The 14,625-nt window shown below is 60.1% G+C and carries 14 protein-coding genes; 3 read left to right on the forward strand and 11 right to left on the reverse strand.

Annotated features, from left to right (window positions below; all coding sequences use genetic code 11):
* Window positions 1-78: 78 nt before the first annotated feature.
* Complete coding sequence (locus ACR1XY_RS07330; RefSeq protein WP_480591504.1) at window positions 79-2,094, forward strand: acetate--CoA ligase family protein; 2,016 nt, start codon at window positions 79-81, stop codon at window positions 2,092-2,094.
* A 3-nt stretch (window positions 2,095-2,097) separates the two neighbouring features.
* Entirely contained in the window at window positions 2,098-2,877 is a 780-nt protein-coding gene (locus ACR1XY_RS07335; protein WP_480591508.1) for a carnitinyl-CoA dehydratase, read from the forward strand.
* Window positions 2,878-2,881: 4 nt separating this feature from the next.
* On the opposite strand, the gene ACR1XY_RS07340 is transcribed toward ACR1XY_RS07335, so the two are convergent.
* Window positions 2,882-4,123: an acyl-CoA dehydrogenase family protein gene (locus ACR1XY_RS07340; protein ID WP_480591511.1), complete on the reverse strand. Its 1,242-nt coding sequence runs from the start codon at window positions 4,121-4,123 to the stop codon at window positions 2,882-2,884.
* Window positions 4,124-4,333: 210 nt separating this feature from the next.
* Here ACR1XY_RS07340 and ACR1XY_RS07345 point away from each other — a divergent pair, with 210 nt between their 5' ends.
* A complete protein-coding gene (locus ACR1XY_RS07345; RefSeq protein ID WP_480591513.1) occupies window positions 4,334-4,942 on the forward strand; it encodes a GntR family transcriptional regulator in 609 nt (202 codons plus the stop codon).
* A 6-nt stretch (window positions 4,943-4,948) separates the two neighbouring features.
* Here ACR1XY_RS07345 and ACR1XY_RS07350 read toward each other — a convergent pair whose 3' ends face one another.
* The 10 genes from ACR1XY_RS07350 to ACR1XY_RS07395 all read right to left on the reverse strand — a co-directional run bounded on the left by ACR1XY_RS07350 (window position 4,949) and on the right by ACR1XY_RS07395 (window position 14,555).
* The gene (locus ACR1XY_RS07350) at window positions 4,949-5,707 is read right to left on the reverse strand and encodes a methyltransferase domain-containing protein (protein ID WP_480591516.1); all 759 of its coding nucleotides are present in this window, start codon (window positions 5,705-5,707) and stop codon (window positions 4,949-4,951) included.
* On the reverse strand, window positions 5,704-6,324 hold the full coding sequence (locus tag ACR1XY_RS07355; RefSeq protein WP_480591519.1) for a pimeloyl-ACP methyl esterase BioG family protein: 621 nt from the start codon (window positions 6,322-6,324) through the stop codon (window positions 5,704-5,706). Before ACR1XY_RS07355 ends, ACR1XY_RS07350 begins: the two co-directional genes overlap by 4 nt.
* Window positions 6,321-7,607 (reverse strand): adenosylmethionine--8-amino-7-oxononanoate transaminase, encoded by a 1,287-nt coding sequence (gene bioA, locus ACR1XY_RS07360; RefSeq protein WP_480591522.1) that lies wholly within the window; start codon window positions 7,605-7,607, stop codon window positions 6,321-6,323. The genes ACR1XY_RS07355 and bioA overlap by 4 nt, the downstream gene beginning before the upstream one ends.
* Window positions 7,604-8,224: a dethiobiotin synthase gene (bioD, locus tag ACR1XY_RS07365; RefSeq protein WP_480591525.1), complete on the reverse strand. Its 621-nt coding sequence runs from the start codon at window positions 8,222-8,224 to the stop codon at window positions 7,604-7,606. Before bioD ends, bioA begins: the two co-directional genes overlap by 4 nt.
* Complete coding sequence (locus ACR1XY_RS07370) at window positions 8,221-9,354, reverse strand: 8-amino-7-oxononanoate synthase (RefSeq protein WP_480591527.1); 1,134 nt, start codon at window positions 9,352-9,354, stop codon at window positions 8,221-8,223. Before ACR1XY_RS07370 ends, bioD begins: the two co-directional genes overlap by 4 nt.
* Window positions 9,351-10,331 carry a biotin synthase BioB gene (gene bioB, locus ACR1XY_RS07375; RefSeq protein WP_480591533.1) on the reverse strand — a complete coding sequence of 327 codons (981 nt, stop codon included), beginning with the start codon at window positions 10,329-10,331 and terminating at the stop codon, window positions 9,351-9,353. Before bioB ends, ACR1XY_RS07370 begins: the two co-directional genes overlap by 4 nt.
* The gene (locus ACR1XY_RS07380) at window positions 10,328-10,681 is read right to left on the reverse strand and encodes a hypothetical protein (protein ID WP_480591536.1); all 354 of its coding nucleotides are present in this window, start codon (window positions 10,679-10,681) and stop codon (window positions 10,328-10,330) included. The genes bioB and ACR1XY_RS07380 overlap by 4 nt, the downstream gene beginning before the upstream one ends.
* 68 nt (window positions 10,682-10,749) lie before the next feature.
* On the reverse strand, window positions 10,750-11,163 hold the full coding sequence (locus tag ACR1XY_RS07385) for a hypothetical protein (protein ID WP_480591541.1): 414 nt from the start codon (window positions 11,161-11,163) through the stop codon (window positions 10,750-10,752).
* A gap of 324 nt (window positions 11,164-11,487) precedes the next feature.
* Entirely contained in the window at window positions 11,488-12,156 is a 669-nt protein-coding gene (gene trhA / locus ACR1XY_RS07390) for a PAQR family membrane homeostasis protein TrhA (RefSeq protein ID WP_480591544.1), read from the reverse strand.
* A gap of 92 nt (window positions 12,157-12,248) precedes the next feature.
* The gene (locus ACR1XY_RS07395; RefSeq protein ID WP_480591546.1) at window positions 12,249-14,555 is read right to left on the reverse strand and encodes a fatty acid cis/trans isomerase; all 2,307 of its coding nucleotides are present in this window, start codon (window positions 14,553-14,555) and stop codon (window positions 12,249-12,251) included.
* Between the last annotated feature and the right edge of the window lie 70 nt (window positions 14,556-14,625).

Consider the following 14,625-nt stretch of genomic DNA (forward strand, 5'->3'; position numbering starts at 1 on the left):
TCCGGCAGGTTACGCTCTCATCCTGTTCAGACCCGCTCGCCGCCGGGGGCATTTCCAATGACTCGATCAGGACTGTCGATGAACAAAGATCTTACCCGGCTGCTGCGCCCGAAAACCATTGCCGTCATTGGGGGCGGCGCCTGGTGCCAACAGGTTATTCTGCAATCCGAACGCATGGGTTATGCGGGTCAAATCTGGCCGGTGCACCCCAAGGCCACGGAAATCGCGGGTCATTCGGTCTATGGGCACCTCGAAGACCTGCCCGAAGCCCCCGACGCCGTGTTCATCGGCATCAACCGCCATGCCACAATCGAGGCGGTTCACATCCTGTCCAGCATGGGCGCGGGCGGCGCGGTGTGTTTCGCCTCGGGTTTTTCCGAGGCGGTGGCCGAAGATGACACGGGCGGAGACCTGCAAGACCAACTGATCGCGGCGGCCGGTGACATGCCCATTCTGGGACCAAACTGCTATGGTTTCATCAACGCGCTGGACGGCGCGCTGCTGTGGCCGGACCAGCATGGGGCGACCCCGGTGGACAAGGGCGTTGCGATCCTGACGCAAAGCTCGAACATCTCGATCAACCTGACCATGCAGAAACGTGGCCTGCCGATTGCCTATATGGTGACCTGCGGGAACATGGCGCAGACCAGCCAGGCCGAGATCGCCTCGGCCCTGATCGACGATCCGCGTGTAACCGCCGTGGGCTTGCATATCGAAGGCTTCAAGGACATTCGCGAATGGGAAGCGCTGGCCGCCAAGGCGCATGGTAAAGGCATCCCGCTGGTGGCGCTCAAAGTCGGCGCATCCGAACAGGCGCAGGCCGCCACCGTATCGCATACTGCCTCTCTGGCCGGCAGCGATGCCGGGGCGCAGGCCTTGTTGGAACGTCTGGGTATCCCGCGCCTGTCGGCCCTGCCCGATTTCTTGGAAACGCTGAAACTGCTGCATTGCTATGGGCCGCTGCCGGGCGGCAACATCGCCTCGATCAGCTGTTCGGGGGGCGAGGCCAGCCTGATCGCGGATATGGCCGTGGGCACCGGCCTGACCTTCCCGCGTCTGACCGACGACAAGAAAGCCCGCCTGCGCGATGCGCTCGGGCCGATGGTCGCGCTGAATAACCCGCTGGATTACCACACCTATATCTGGCGCGATGAAGAAGCGATGGCCAAAGCGTGGTCCGGTATGACCGGCGACGATATCGACCTGACCTTCTCAATCGTCGACTATCCGACAACTGACGCGACCGACTGGACCTGCGCCTCGCGTGCGGCCTTAAAAGTCCGCGCCGACACCGGCGCGCGGTTCGCGATTGCCGCGACATTGCCGGAACTGCTGCCCGAAGACGTCGCGGAGGAGCTGACGGCCGGTGGCGTTGTGCCCTTCATGGGCCTGCGCGAAGCACTGGCCGCCACCCGCGCGGCGGCTCAGGTCACGGCACCGTCCACGCATCCGGTCTGGCTGCCCGGTACCGCCGAGGCCAGCCGGACCCTGACCGAAGGTGAATCCAAACAGGCGTTGGCCGATTGTGGCTTGCGCATCCCGCAGAACCGCACCGTGCGAGGCCCGGAAGAAGCCCAGGCCGCAGCGCTGGAAATGGAGGCACCCTTCGCCGTTAAAGGCGTTGGTCTTGCGCATAAATCCGAGCATTCTGCTGTTCGTCTGGGCGTTCAGGCCGACGACGTGGCAATTGTTGCCGCCGATATAGGAACCAACGAGATTCTGGTCGAAGAGATGATCACCGGAACCGTTGCCGAGCTGCTGGTTGGCGTGGTCCGCGACCCGGCCCACGGTTTTGTGCTCACCCTGGGTGCAGGCGGTGTGCTGACTGAGGTTCTGCGCGATACCGCGTCGTTGTTGGTGCCCAGCACACCCGATGACATCCGCACCGCCCTTGGCAAGCTGAAAATTGCACCGCTGCTGGCAGGCTATCGTGGCCAACCGGCGGCTGATATGGATGCGATCATCACTGCCGTAGAGGCCGTTCAGGCCTATGTTATGCAAAACGCCGACACGCTTGGCGAGGTCGAGATTAACCCGCTCCTCTGCACGCCCGACAAGGCCGTTGCGGTGGATGCCCTCATCAGAAAGGCCTGAGATATGGACCCGATCAAAACCCGCCGCGAAGGGGCGATCCTTGAGGTGACGCTGGACCGGCCCAAGGCCAACGCCATTGACCTGGTCACCAGCCGCAGAATGGGCGAAGTCTTTGCCGAATTTCGCGACGATCCTGACCTGCGCGTGGCCATCCTTACCGGCGCGGGCGAGAAATTCTTCTGCCCCGGCTGGGACCTGAAAGCCGCGGCAGACGGTGACGCGGTTGATGGTGACTATGGCGTCGGCGGTTTCGGCGGCTTGCAGGAATTGCGCGATCTGAACAAGCCGGTGATTGCGGCGGTCAACGGCATCGCCTGCGGAGGCGGGCTGGAACTGGCGATCTCGGCGGACATGATCCTGGCCGCAGAACATGCCACTTTCGCCCTGCCGGAAACCCGCTCGGGCACCGTGGCAGATGCGGCCAGCGTCAAGCTGCCTAAGCGCATCCCTTATCACATCGCGATGGAGCTGCTGCTGACCGGCCGCTGGTTCGATGCCGAGGAAGCAAACCACTGGGGTCTGGTGAACGAGATCGTCGCCGCCGATCAGCTGATGGACCGCGCGTGGGAGCTGGCCCGCCTGCTGGCCTCGGGGCCGCCGCTGGTCTACGCCGCGATCAAAGAGGTTGTGCGCGATGCCGAAGACAGCAAGTTCCAGGACGCGATGAACCGCATCACCAAGCGCCAGCTGCGCACGGTGGACGTGCTTTACGCCAGCGACGACCAGCTGGAAGGCGCCCGCGCCTTTGCGGAAAAACGCGACCCGGTCTGGAAGGGCAAGTAAGAGATCAACGCTTCGGCGGTGTCAGCCACTGTGCTGACATGCCGAAGTTCGACTCTTTCAGCTCTTGCTTTGCGATGGCCTGCAAATGCACCTCATCCGGACCATCGGCATAGCGCAGCGCCCGCGCCCAGGTATAACTGTCGGCCAGCGGCGTATCCGGCGTCATGCCCATGGCGCCAAAAACCTGCATCGCACGATCGGTTACGGTGGCGTGCACATTGGGCGCCACCACCTTGATCAGCGAAATCTCGCGCCGGGCCGCCTTTGCCCCAACCTGATCAATCTTCCACGCCGCTTGCAGAGTCAGCAACCGCGCCTGATCGATCTCAAGCCGCGATTTAGCGATCCATTCCCGGATCACGCCTTGTTCCGAGAGCTGTTTGCCAAAGGTCTTCCGCTCCTGCGCGCGTTCGACCATCAGCGACAGAGCCATTTCGGCCGCGCCGACCGAGCGCATACAGTGGTGGATACGTCCCGGCCCCAGCCGCGCCTGCGCCAGAGCAAAACCACTGCCCTCTTCCCCCAGCAGATTGCTGGCGGGTACTCGAACGTCCTTGAAGACCAGTTCCGCATGGCCCTCGGGATCGTGCATGTTCAGGATCGTGGGGTTGCGCACGATCTCAAGACCGGGCGTGTCCTTGGGCACGATCACCATACTCTGCTGCTTGTGCCGGTCCGCGTTCGGATCGGTCTTGCCCATGACGATGAACATTCTGGTATTCGGATGACAGGCATTGGTGATGAACCACTTACGGCCATTGATGACGTAGTCATCACCCTCACGCCGGATCGAGGTGGTGATATTGGTCGCGTCAGAGCTGGCTACATCCGGCTCGGTCATCGCAAAGGACGACCGAATTTCACCATTGAGCAACGGCACCAGCCATTCCTCGCGCTGTTCGGGCGTGGCAAACATGTGCAGCAATTCCATGTTGCCGGTGTCCGGCGCGCTACAGTTGAACACTTCGGACGACCACGTCACCTGCCCCATCAACTCGGCCAGAGGGGCGTATTCCAGATTGGTCAGCCGTGCGCCAGGTTCGTCGTCGCGCAAGGAGGGCAGGAACAGGTTCCACAACCCTTCGGCCTGGGCAAGCGCCTTAAGATCCTCCATGAATGAGACTGGGAAATCGCCTGCCTCGATCTCTTCCTTGTGGTCGCGGATGCGCGGATAAATATGCGCCTCCATAAAGCGTTTCAGCTGGTCGCGGAATTCCACAGCACGAGGCGATGGGGCAAAATCCATGGTGTTCCCTTTTCAGACTGTTGCGGCAGACCGTTCCTCGTACCCTAGCCGTGCGATTGGCGTTTGTGAAACCTGCTTGCAGGACCTCAGCCGCAAGTGCCGCGAGGTCACGTCGGTTTCCGCGAAAACGCACCCGTTCACAGCTCTGTTGCTCAACCCTCTGCATGACGGTAAGCGTCTGTGAGGGTACGAAAACGAACCGGAGGTCAGGTGTCGGATCAGCAGATCAAGAAATCGGACGACATCGCCGACAAGCTGTCGACGCGGATTGTCCAGGGGGCACTGAAGCCCGGTGAAAAGCTGCGGCAGGACCTGATTGCCCGAGAGTTCGGGGTCAGCCAGGTAACCGTGCGCGAAGCTCTTTTGAACCTTGCCTCAAAGGGGTTGACGGTTGCCGTACCGCGCCGGGGGATGTGTGTGGCGCCAATGGATCAGAACGCCATACAAGAGCTTCGGGTGATGCGGCGCGCTCTGGAACCGGTCGCGTTGCTGCATTCCGTCCCCAACCTGACAACCAACCAGATCGCGCAGATCGAACAGGTTCACGAAGACTGCGACAGTGCCACCACCGCCGATGACTGGGAGGACGCCAATCAGCGCTTTCACATGGCCGTCATCGCCGCCTGCAACATGCCGCGCATGATCGCCGAGATCAGAAATCTGCAAGTGCTGTATACGTGGCATTTCAACAATCTGCACACCGCCAAATGGCGTCAGCGCTCAGACCCGGATCATGCGGCCATTCTGGCCGCCATCAAGGATCGCGACGCGGCCAAGGCCCGTTCGGTAATGCAGCGCCACCTGACAAGATTGGCCTAGGCTGGCTCAGCCGGGCTTGCGCGCAATGATCCAGGTTGGGTGGTAGGTCAGCGAAACGCCGAACTCACCCCCGAACTGCCGGACATAGTCATTGGTGAACGCCATCAGGCTGGACTTGGTCCAGGTTTTCTGCGCCCGCCCGTTTACACCGGTTCGGCGCAGGTGTTCCAACACTTTTCGCGGCGAAGAAAACTGCATCTGCCGTTCCACTTCCCCTGCAGAGACAACATCCAGAATGCCCTCAACAGCAGCGATCAGAGTGCCCGGTGTGCACAGACCCGGCGCTTTCGCCGCCGACCCGACCTGTACCAACTCGCGGTATTGCTGCGGGCCAAACCCCGAAATGGCCAGCCAACCACCGGGGGCCAGCGCCGTCGCTGCGCGGCGCAGGAACAGGGCGGGATTTGGAAGCCACTGGATCATAGAGGCCGACGCGATCAGATGCGGCTGTGCGGGCCATGCGACGGTTTCGGCATCCCCACACAAAAACTCGGCCGCAAAGGTGGCTGCCGTCTCATTGGCCTCGGGCGAGAGGTCGTTGACCGTGAGCGTATCGAACGCGAAATGCTCGCAAAGCCGCTGTGTCAGGTGACCGGTGCCGCAACCAAACTCCAACGCCGAGGGGAAGTACTGCGGTGCGCCACCGTCGCGCAAATCCTGCGCCAGTCGATCCGCGATCTTAGCCTGCTGACCCGCCGAGTCATGGTAGGTCAGGAAACTGCGGCTGAAACAACGCTGGACACGCTCGGTCAACTGGGCGTTCATGCGATCCACTCCTTCCAGCTTTGGCCAGCGGCAAAAGGGACGTGCGGCGCGGAAACGGTTCGAACCACATCCTGCTGCCCGGCCCATGCAGCGTGTTGCGCACCGGTGGAGATGATCCGATCCCGCTGTGGTATCCAGATCCGGTCAAATCTGTGGTCCGGAGCATTGCCGCGTTTGATTACCGCATAAAGCTCGGCTTGCGCTGTGACGATATCGATCTCGGGCGCCGGAGACTTGAGCCCTGCGCGGCGGCAGAACTTGGCGAAACTGGCGGTGTTCAACTGATCCGCCGTGGCACGGATCATATCCGGCGCGATGCCGTGCTCGGTATCGGCTGGGGACAGAGTGCCACTGACCGCAACCGATCGATCGGGTTGAAGTCCTGCCTGCGTCAGCCAATGCACCGCCGACGCCACACCAAAAGAAAAGGCGATCAGGGTAACCCGATCATATTGCGCAAGCTCGTTTAGCGGGCTGTCCAACTGGGCATAGTCGTCTACGAACAGGACATCCGCATCGGTTGAAAGGTTCTGAAAGAGCCCGGACCCGAGGGCCCAGCCCCCGAAGATCAACAGCACCTCTTGGGTACCTGAGCGGGACAACCATTGCTGTTTCATGACGCGCCCTTCGCCAGAGACACCATGGCCGATGTCACACGGCTCAACTCGTCCGGAGAGATGATAAAGGGCGGCATACAATAGATGTTACGCGCGAAGGGGCGCAGCCAGACGCCGGTTCCTGGTGCCAGCCCGTGTGCGACGGACGGATCAACCCAGCCCTCCATTTCGATGACGCCAATGGCACCCAAGACACGCACATCCGAGACCCCGGGCAACCCGCGCGCAGGGGCCAGTTCGTGTTCCATCTGGTCGGCGATACCGGCAACTTCAGACCGCCAATCCCGGATGGATAGTTGCTCCAGACTTGCGACAGCCGCCGCGCAAGCCAGCGGGTTGGCCATGTAGGTTGGGCCATGCATCATGACACCGGCCTCACTTTCCCCGATCCGGCGCGCGACAGTCTCAGTCGTGGCGGTCGCGGCCAGCGTGATATGCCCGCCGGTCAGCGCCTTGCCCAGACACAGGATATCCGGCACGACACCGGCGTGGTGCAGTGCAAACAGCTCTCCGGTGCGGCCAAAGCCAGTGGCGATCTCATCGAAGATGACCAGCACGTCATACGCCTTGCATAGCTCATGCGCCCGCTGCAGCCATGTCGGGTGATAGAAATACATCCCGCCCGCGCCCTGAACGACAGGCTCAAGGATCAGCCCGGCGATTTGGTCGGCCTTGGTTTCCAGCAAGTCTTCCAGTGCGTTCAACCCGTTCAGGTCGCCATCCTCGGACCAGTCCTGACCAAAGGCGATCTGCGGGCGGGGCAGGAAATGCTGGACGGACAAAGCCCCCGCGAACAACCCGTGCATCCCGTTGACCGGGTCGCAGACACTCATCGCTTTCCAGGTGTCGCCGTGATAGCCGCCGCGAATGGTCGCGAATTGCGTGCGGCCCTTGCGGTCCTGCGCCATCTGGTATTGCACCGCCATTTTCAGCGCCACTTCGATGGCCACCGAGCCGCTATCACTGTAGAAGATACGGTCTAGCCCGTCGGGCAAAAGTTCGATCAGCCTGCGCCCCAACTCAATCGCAGGGGAATGAGTCAACCCACCGAACATCACATGCGGCATCTGATCCAGTTGTGCCTGCATCGCCCCGATGATGGCCGGGTGACGGTGCCCGTGCACCGCGCACCACCACGAGGACATCGCGTCAATCATCTGCGTCCCGTCCTCAGCGGTCAGCCAAACACCCTCGGCCCCGGTGATCAAGTGCATCGGGCCGGGCTTCAGCACGTTTGTGTAGGGGTGCCACAGGTGGCGGGCGTCAAACTCAAGCGGGGTCACAGGGCGCTCCGGATTGTGTCGACGTCGATGGCGGTGAAAGCGTCAGTCAGCGTGTCGCGGGACAAGGTGTTGATAAAAGGCAATCGGCCCAGATGGCGGGTATTGCCCATCTGGGCGATAGTTTGTTCGACATCCGGCTCGGCGTTGCCGACAAATGCCACGCCGATCACATCGCAACCAGCGTTGCGCAGCGCCATCAGAGACAGAATCGTATGGTTGATCGTGCCCAGAGCAGTGCGCGCCACCAGTATGACCGGGGCCTGCCATTGCGCGATCACGTCGAGAAAAAAGACCTGACGGTTCAGCGGAACCATCAGCCCACCCGCGCCTTCAACCACCAGAGGGCCGGACACCTGCGGCAAGGCCAGACGGTCCGGGTCGATCTCGATCCCCATGTCCTCAGCCGACAAATGCGGCGAAGCGGGCATGTTCAGGCGATAGGCCTCGGACAACACCTCGGCCCCAGTCACAGCCTTGACGGTTTCCGAATCCGTTGCATCCTCCAGTCCCGATTGCACCGGCTTCCAATACCGTGCACCAAGGGTGGCGGTCAGACCTGCCGCAAAGACGGTTTTGCCAATTCCGGTATCTGTGCCGACAACAATTACGGTGCTCATGCGGCCTCGCTTTGGTGCTGGGCAAGCGCTTCGAACAGGGCGCTGATATCGGCATTGGTCACATTGCCGGTGACCGAGACTCGAAGCCGCGAGGTGCCGCGCGGCACTGTCGGCGGGCGAATACCCCGGACGTCAAAGCCCTGCGCCTGCAGGGTTGCGGCCATCTGCATTGTCCGAGCCTCATCGCCCAGAATGACGGGAATGATCTGGCTGTTAAGCACGTCCTGCGGCACGCCCGTCCGGCGCGCTTCGGCATGAGCGTGGTGCATCCGGGCGGTTGCCGCGTTGGTCAGGCGGGTATCGGCTTGCAGATGACCCAGCACCGCCCGCACGAGGGCCGCGTTGAAAGGCGACGGTGCGGTTGCAAAGATGAACGGCCGCGCACGGTTGATCAGCGCGTCGATCATCACCCGCGGCCCACAGATCAGACCGCCCGCAACACCCAGACCTTTGCCACATGTGTGCAAGGTCAAAACATCGGCCGTCAGACCATGTGCCAGACCTTTTCCGTTCGGACCAAAAACGCCAGTGGCATGGGCCTCATCCACGACCAGAATGGCCCCGTGTTCGGCGGCCAGGTCGGACAGTGCGGTCAAGGGCGCGATGTCGCCCTCCATCGAGTAGACGCTTTCCACAGCGATCCAGACCTGCCCCGATCCGCCGCTGACCTGCCAATCCGCCAGCACGCGGCGGGCATCCACCACGTTGTTATGGGCAAAGGACCGGGTTTCGGCCCGACCCGTCCGAAGCCCTTCATGGGCGCTGGCATGGACCAGATCGTCATACAGGATCAGATCCCCCGCCGCGGGCAAGGTCGAGAATATCGCCTGATTGGCCTGAAACCCACCGCCCATGAACAAGGCGGCCTCAGCACCAAAAAAAGCTGCGGCCTCTTCCTCCAGCGCCTCATGTTCAGGATGATTGCCGCGCAACAACCGCGATCCGCCTGATCCAAGCGGAACACCTCCCTCAAGCGCCTTTTGCGCAGCGCGGTGCAGCAGCGGCGAGTCCGCCAGACCCAGATAGTCGTTCGAGGCGAAGTCCAGCCCACGCCTCGGGGCCAGCGACCGGCGTCGATGCCGGGCGTCCAGCGTTTCAAGCATCGAGTTCAGGCGACTCAATGCTTTCATTCAGCCGCTTCCGCACAGCTTTGCCCGGCAACGGTTTCGGCCTGCAGCCCCAACTTGGCAAAGAGGATTGCGTCGGTGTCTTCTTCGGGGTTCTCGGCGGTCAGCAGCGTTTCCCCAACAAAAATCGAGTTCGCACCGGCGAAGAAGCACATCGCCTGCAACTCTTCGGTCATGTCGCTGCGGCCAGCGGACAGGCGCACATAGGATTTCGGCATCATGATTCGGGCGGTTGCGATCACACGCACAAAATCGATCGGGTCGATCGGCATGGCATCGGCCAGCGGCGTGTCTTCCTGTGGCATCAGCATGTTGATCGGCACGGATTCGGGCGCTGGTCCCATATTGGCCAGGGTGACCAGCATATCGACGCGGTCGCCGATCTCTTCACCCATTCCCAGGATACCACCTGAGCACACTTTGATCCCCGCTTCCTGGACGCGGTTCATCGTGTCGATGCGGTCTGCAAAAGTGCGGGTGGTGATGACCTCGGGGTAATAGCGCTCAGACGTGTCGATGTTGTGGTTGTAATAGTCCAGCCCTGCGTCGCGCAGGCGAAACACCTGATTGTCGTCCAGCATGCCCAGCGTCATGCAGGTCTCCATGCCCATTTCGCGGACCCCTTCGACCATGGCCACCAGCGCGTCCATGTCGCGGTCTTTCGGCTCGCGCCAGGCCGCACCCATACAGAACCGGGTCGCGCCGCCATCTTTCGCCTTGCGGGCCTCGGTCAGGACGCGCTGAACCTCGATCAGCTTCGAAGCCGACAGCTTCGATCCGTTCCGGGCCGATTGCGAACAATAGGAACAATCCTCGGCACAGCCACCCGTCTTGATCGACAGCAGCTTGGAGGTTTGAATTTTGTTGGGGTCGAAATTCTCGCGATGCGCGGTCTGCGCGCGAAAGAGCAGGTCCATCAGAGGAAGATCATATACGGCCTGCGCCGCCTCGCGGGTCCATGTGGGAGGGGTGTTTTTCATTTTATCGATAATTCTTCCAAAACTCCATGCCTACTTTGTCTAATATCGATAAACCTGAAAAATTCAACTGCTAACTGCCTGGTCGGCGCGGAACCGCCCGACGACAAAGGCTGTTGCAGGGTGTTGAGGCTAAGGGGTCGCGCTCTTGTCCCGCCCTGACCGGCCAGATTAGCGGTTGCATCATTGGTGCGGTTTTCGATGCCGGATATTTCGATCAGAAGCTGCTGAACTTTCAACATGTTGACCTGATAGTCATCCAGATACATCTCGCGGCCGCGAACAAAGTTACCGTCGGCATCAATGCCCGAAACCGTCTTGCCCTCGGGCATAGCCGGGCCGAAACCGATCAACTAGTTCAGGTCAATCGCGGTGGCACCAAGGTTGTTCTTGCCCGAATGCAGTGCCATTGAGAAGCCCTTCAGCTCACCCCAATGCTTGGAAAAGTTGCGCAGCGCCTTGTCGGTGTTCTCGCCAGATTTGATCTTGTCGATGCCCTTGTAGACCGAACCGGCATATTTGAAGGCGGCCTCGGCCAGTGTTTTCTCCCAGTTGGCTTCGACAATACCGGCATAGTTCTGCTTGGGTGAGAGTGTCGTCGAATGCGCAACCGCGCTGAAATTTCCAGATCTACCTCAGACCCGTTGAAATAGGCCAACATCAGTGCCTCGACTTCGGCCGCATTGTTGCCGCCATCGCCTTTGGCTGCCGCTTTTTTTAGGCTGCCATGCAGCACGTGGCGCGCGACCTGACCGGAATACGAAACGGAATTGATCTTGTCGCCTTCATAGCCTTTTACAGTGACCGGAAACGGGCCATAGGCCTGATCGTTCATAGCAGCACCGCTGATCATGTCCGCAGCAACAAGCCTGAAGTGAGTTTGAGCATCGAGAGTTCTCATTCTATCCGACTCTTTTCATCAGTTATTTTTCCTGACCCTTTTAATTGATTATTATCAAGGCGAGTAACCCCCCAATTTTTCAATTTAATAACTGCGTGTAGGAGAAAAACCTGCAGCTTGATACAGTGGAAAACACCCGCTGCAGGGGCAGAATGACCCGTGATATGCCTCAATCGCAATACGGTTTGAGTTTCTGCGCACACCCACCTGTTCTCACCATAGCATCTGTGACAGAAGGGTTGTCATCGTGAAATCCAATCAGGCAACCGGATGTGACCCCAGAAGAACTCGGACCGAGATTGCGATGAAAAACAAAACCGTGCCGGTCAGAACAAACACGTGCCAAATAGTGTTGTGAAAAGGAAGTTGGTCCAGCAGATAAAAGGCAACGCCGACGGTATAGACCACACCACCTGCAATCATCAGCCAGACAACAACCGATGGCAGTTCGCCCAACATGTCAGGTCCGGCCCAGGCTACAGCCCAGCCCATCATCAGATAAAGGACAAGCCCGAACCAGCGAAAACGGACCGGGTCAATCAGCTTCAGTACCGAGCCCAGCGTTGCTGAAGACCACAACCCAATCAATAGCCCCGGCCCCTGCCCGCCCGACAACAGAAGGAACGGCGTGTAGGTGCCAGCAATTTTCACATAGATGCCAGAGTGATCCAGACGGCGCAGCAGATCGGACCATTTGTCGCTTTCAATCATGTTGTAGAGCGCGGAAAATGTCAGCATCAGCAACAGCGTGACGCCATAGACCGAGACCCCCAGAATGGCCTCGGGTTCCGACCGGTGAAAAGTGGTGACCGTGATCAGCAGGGGCACTGCAACAAGGGCCGAAGCGACACCCAACACGTGCACAACCCCGTCGCTCACACGCTCGGCGCGGCTATAGGCTGGACGGATATCTGCAAAAGACCACATAGACTTAACTTAAGCGTCATGGGGATTTCGGGCAAGTAAACGCCCCTCGCGGTCGATCAATGCTATGTGTCAGACCAACGAGTGCGCCGCACCTAAGTGGGGTCATCCCCCGGCTTCGGATCCTTGTATCGGTTCAGATCGAAAATGCCCGCGTGAATCGGTTTCTGCTTTTGAAACAGATCGTGAATCCGGTCGCTCAATGGCCAGAATTCTGGGCTGGTCCGACGCACACCAAATTGCGCCACCACGGCCATGTAGTCGCTTTGCGACTGAATACCTTTCAGCGCCCCGACAAGAGGCTCCAACTGATCCTGTCGGACGTGGAAATAGAAATTCGGATAGCTGCCGATCAGGTCCGGAAGAATTGTCAGGGCATCCGCCTCGGGGTTCCGACGCGCTTTTTCATCGAACAGAAAGGCCACGTTGTAATGCGCCTTGTCATGCACGAGGGTGAATAATGCGGTCTCCCCGTCGCTTTGCTCGACCACCAGAACCGTCAGGTCCGGCAGATATTTCACCCAATCGCCGGTTTGATTGGCCAGATCGCGCAGTGCGTCGACTGGCTGCCCCGGTTGGCACTTTTCTGTCGCGCATCTGTTGATCGGGTCCGTGACCGGCCACAGCCCGTTGCCGTGCTCCAACAAAGTCAGAAGGAATTCCTGTTTCGGCTGATCCGTTTGAAAGGAAATACCGGTAGGGAAACTGTCATCGACCCGGCGGCGGTGCCAATAGGTGTGCAATTCGGCCAGAACGCCTTGGTACCAACTCTCGTGCATCTGCGGCCGGACGTCCCGTGGCATAAAGGCAAGAAAGGTATCCTCGCTCTCCATCCGCAACTCGTCCATGTAAAGCCGCGTGGCCAGTTGATGTTCGACCCGACCGAACACGTCATAGCCCGCCACGAGGTCATAGTAGATGCGCTCAAAAATCGGAAAGTCGATGACCCAAGCGGTTTCGGGGATACCGCCGTGAAACCCGGTCATGGCCGAGGCATTGTCGAAATGCCGAAACACCGTGATCAGCGCGTTGGGATTGGTTCCATCGCCATCCCAGATCGAACCATAGTCGAACCCGGTCTGATACACCGGCGCAGCCCGGTATCGCGCATCCCGGAACTCAAGGTACGCGACCTGATTATTGTGCGAGAACTCCTGCAACATACCCAGCACTCCGGTATCGACCTCGGACACGGGCAGTTCCAGATAGGCGGCACCATCCTGCAGATAGCTCGGGTCGGTGACCGATAAATCCGCATCCGGATCAAGAAAGCTGACCCAGAACCGGTCCTCGATCACGTCAACGGCAGTTTCGCCATGGCAGACGGGGCCGCGAATGAAGCTGCGGACAAAGAACAGCGCGTCATCCAGCAAGAACTGATAACGGCTGCGCGCTGGCATCTCTGTGAAAGTGCTGAACGGGCTGCCGCCTTCCGCGTCCCCAAACGGGGGCAGTTCGGCCAACGTCCAATCGGTGTCGAGAAACAGCTGTTGATAACGCGCCATGCGCTCCGGCCCAAGCGTATAGACCAGATGTTCCTTGTGTACGATCGTTTCCGTGACCTGCTGCAACCGATAGTAAAACGGCGCCGCGCCCGGATCATCGAACGGTCTCCGCGTTGCTATTACGTCGATCTCATCGCCCGGCGGCGTGGTCGAGCGTACCAGTTGGAAGAACCGCCGCGGATCATCGCCTTGGAAATGGAGCCGGGCGAGAAACAGATGCTCGTACAGATACCGGCTCATCAACTGGTTGCGGGGGTCGCTTGTGTTCAGGAACACCTCCCAACCAGCGATCTGAGCCTGGATCGCGTCGGGAATGGCGGGCGGGTTGGATGGCGAGGCCACACCGCCACGTGCCCAGCCCATGAGCGACTGAAACTCGGCCTCTGCTAGTGGTGCTGTTCCATAGGGCATACCCGCAAGCGGATGGGCCTTGCTGAACGCGTCAAACTCATCCGAGGTGGGGCAGACCAGAGGGCGGTCGATTGCCAAACCAAGTTGCGCAGGAAGGGGGGCGTCAGCCGGCAGAGGGTTCTGGCGAGCCAACTCCAGATACCGCTCAAGCAAACCTGGTTTCTGCCCGCGAAGGACGGTATGAAACCCCAGACCCCGCCATTCCGGAACGGTCTGTGCGTCGATCCCCAGTCGGGTGGGTTGGGCATCCTCCAAACGCTTGGTGTGATATACGGCCTCTTTGCTGGCCCCGCGCAACATCCCCGCCGGTGACGTCAGTTTCAACTGACATGGCGCGTCATAACAACTGTGGCAAACGACACAGCGGCGATCCATGATCGATTTCACCTCGGCCCATGTCTGGTTCTGCGCCCGAGCCGCAAACGGGTAAGCGCAAAGCAGGCACATCAGCAGCGTCGTCTGCAACAGCAGTCGAACTTTGTGCATCTGCGTCCCTCCCCTGCCCGACTTCGGACATCATCCCCCGTAACCTGCCAATATCTTTGCAGTTACGAGG

The organism is Ruegeria sp. AD11(2025), from assembly GCF_056542405.1.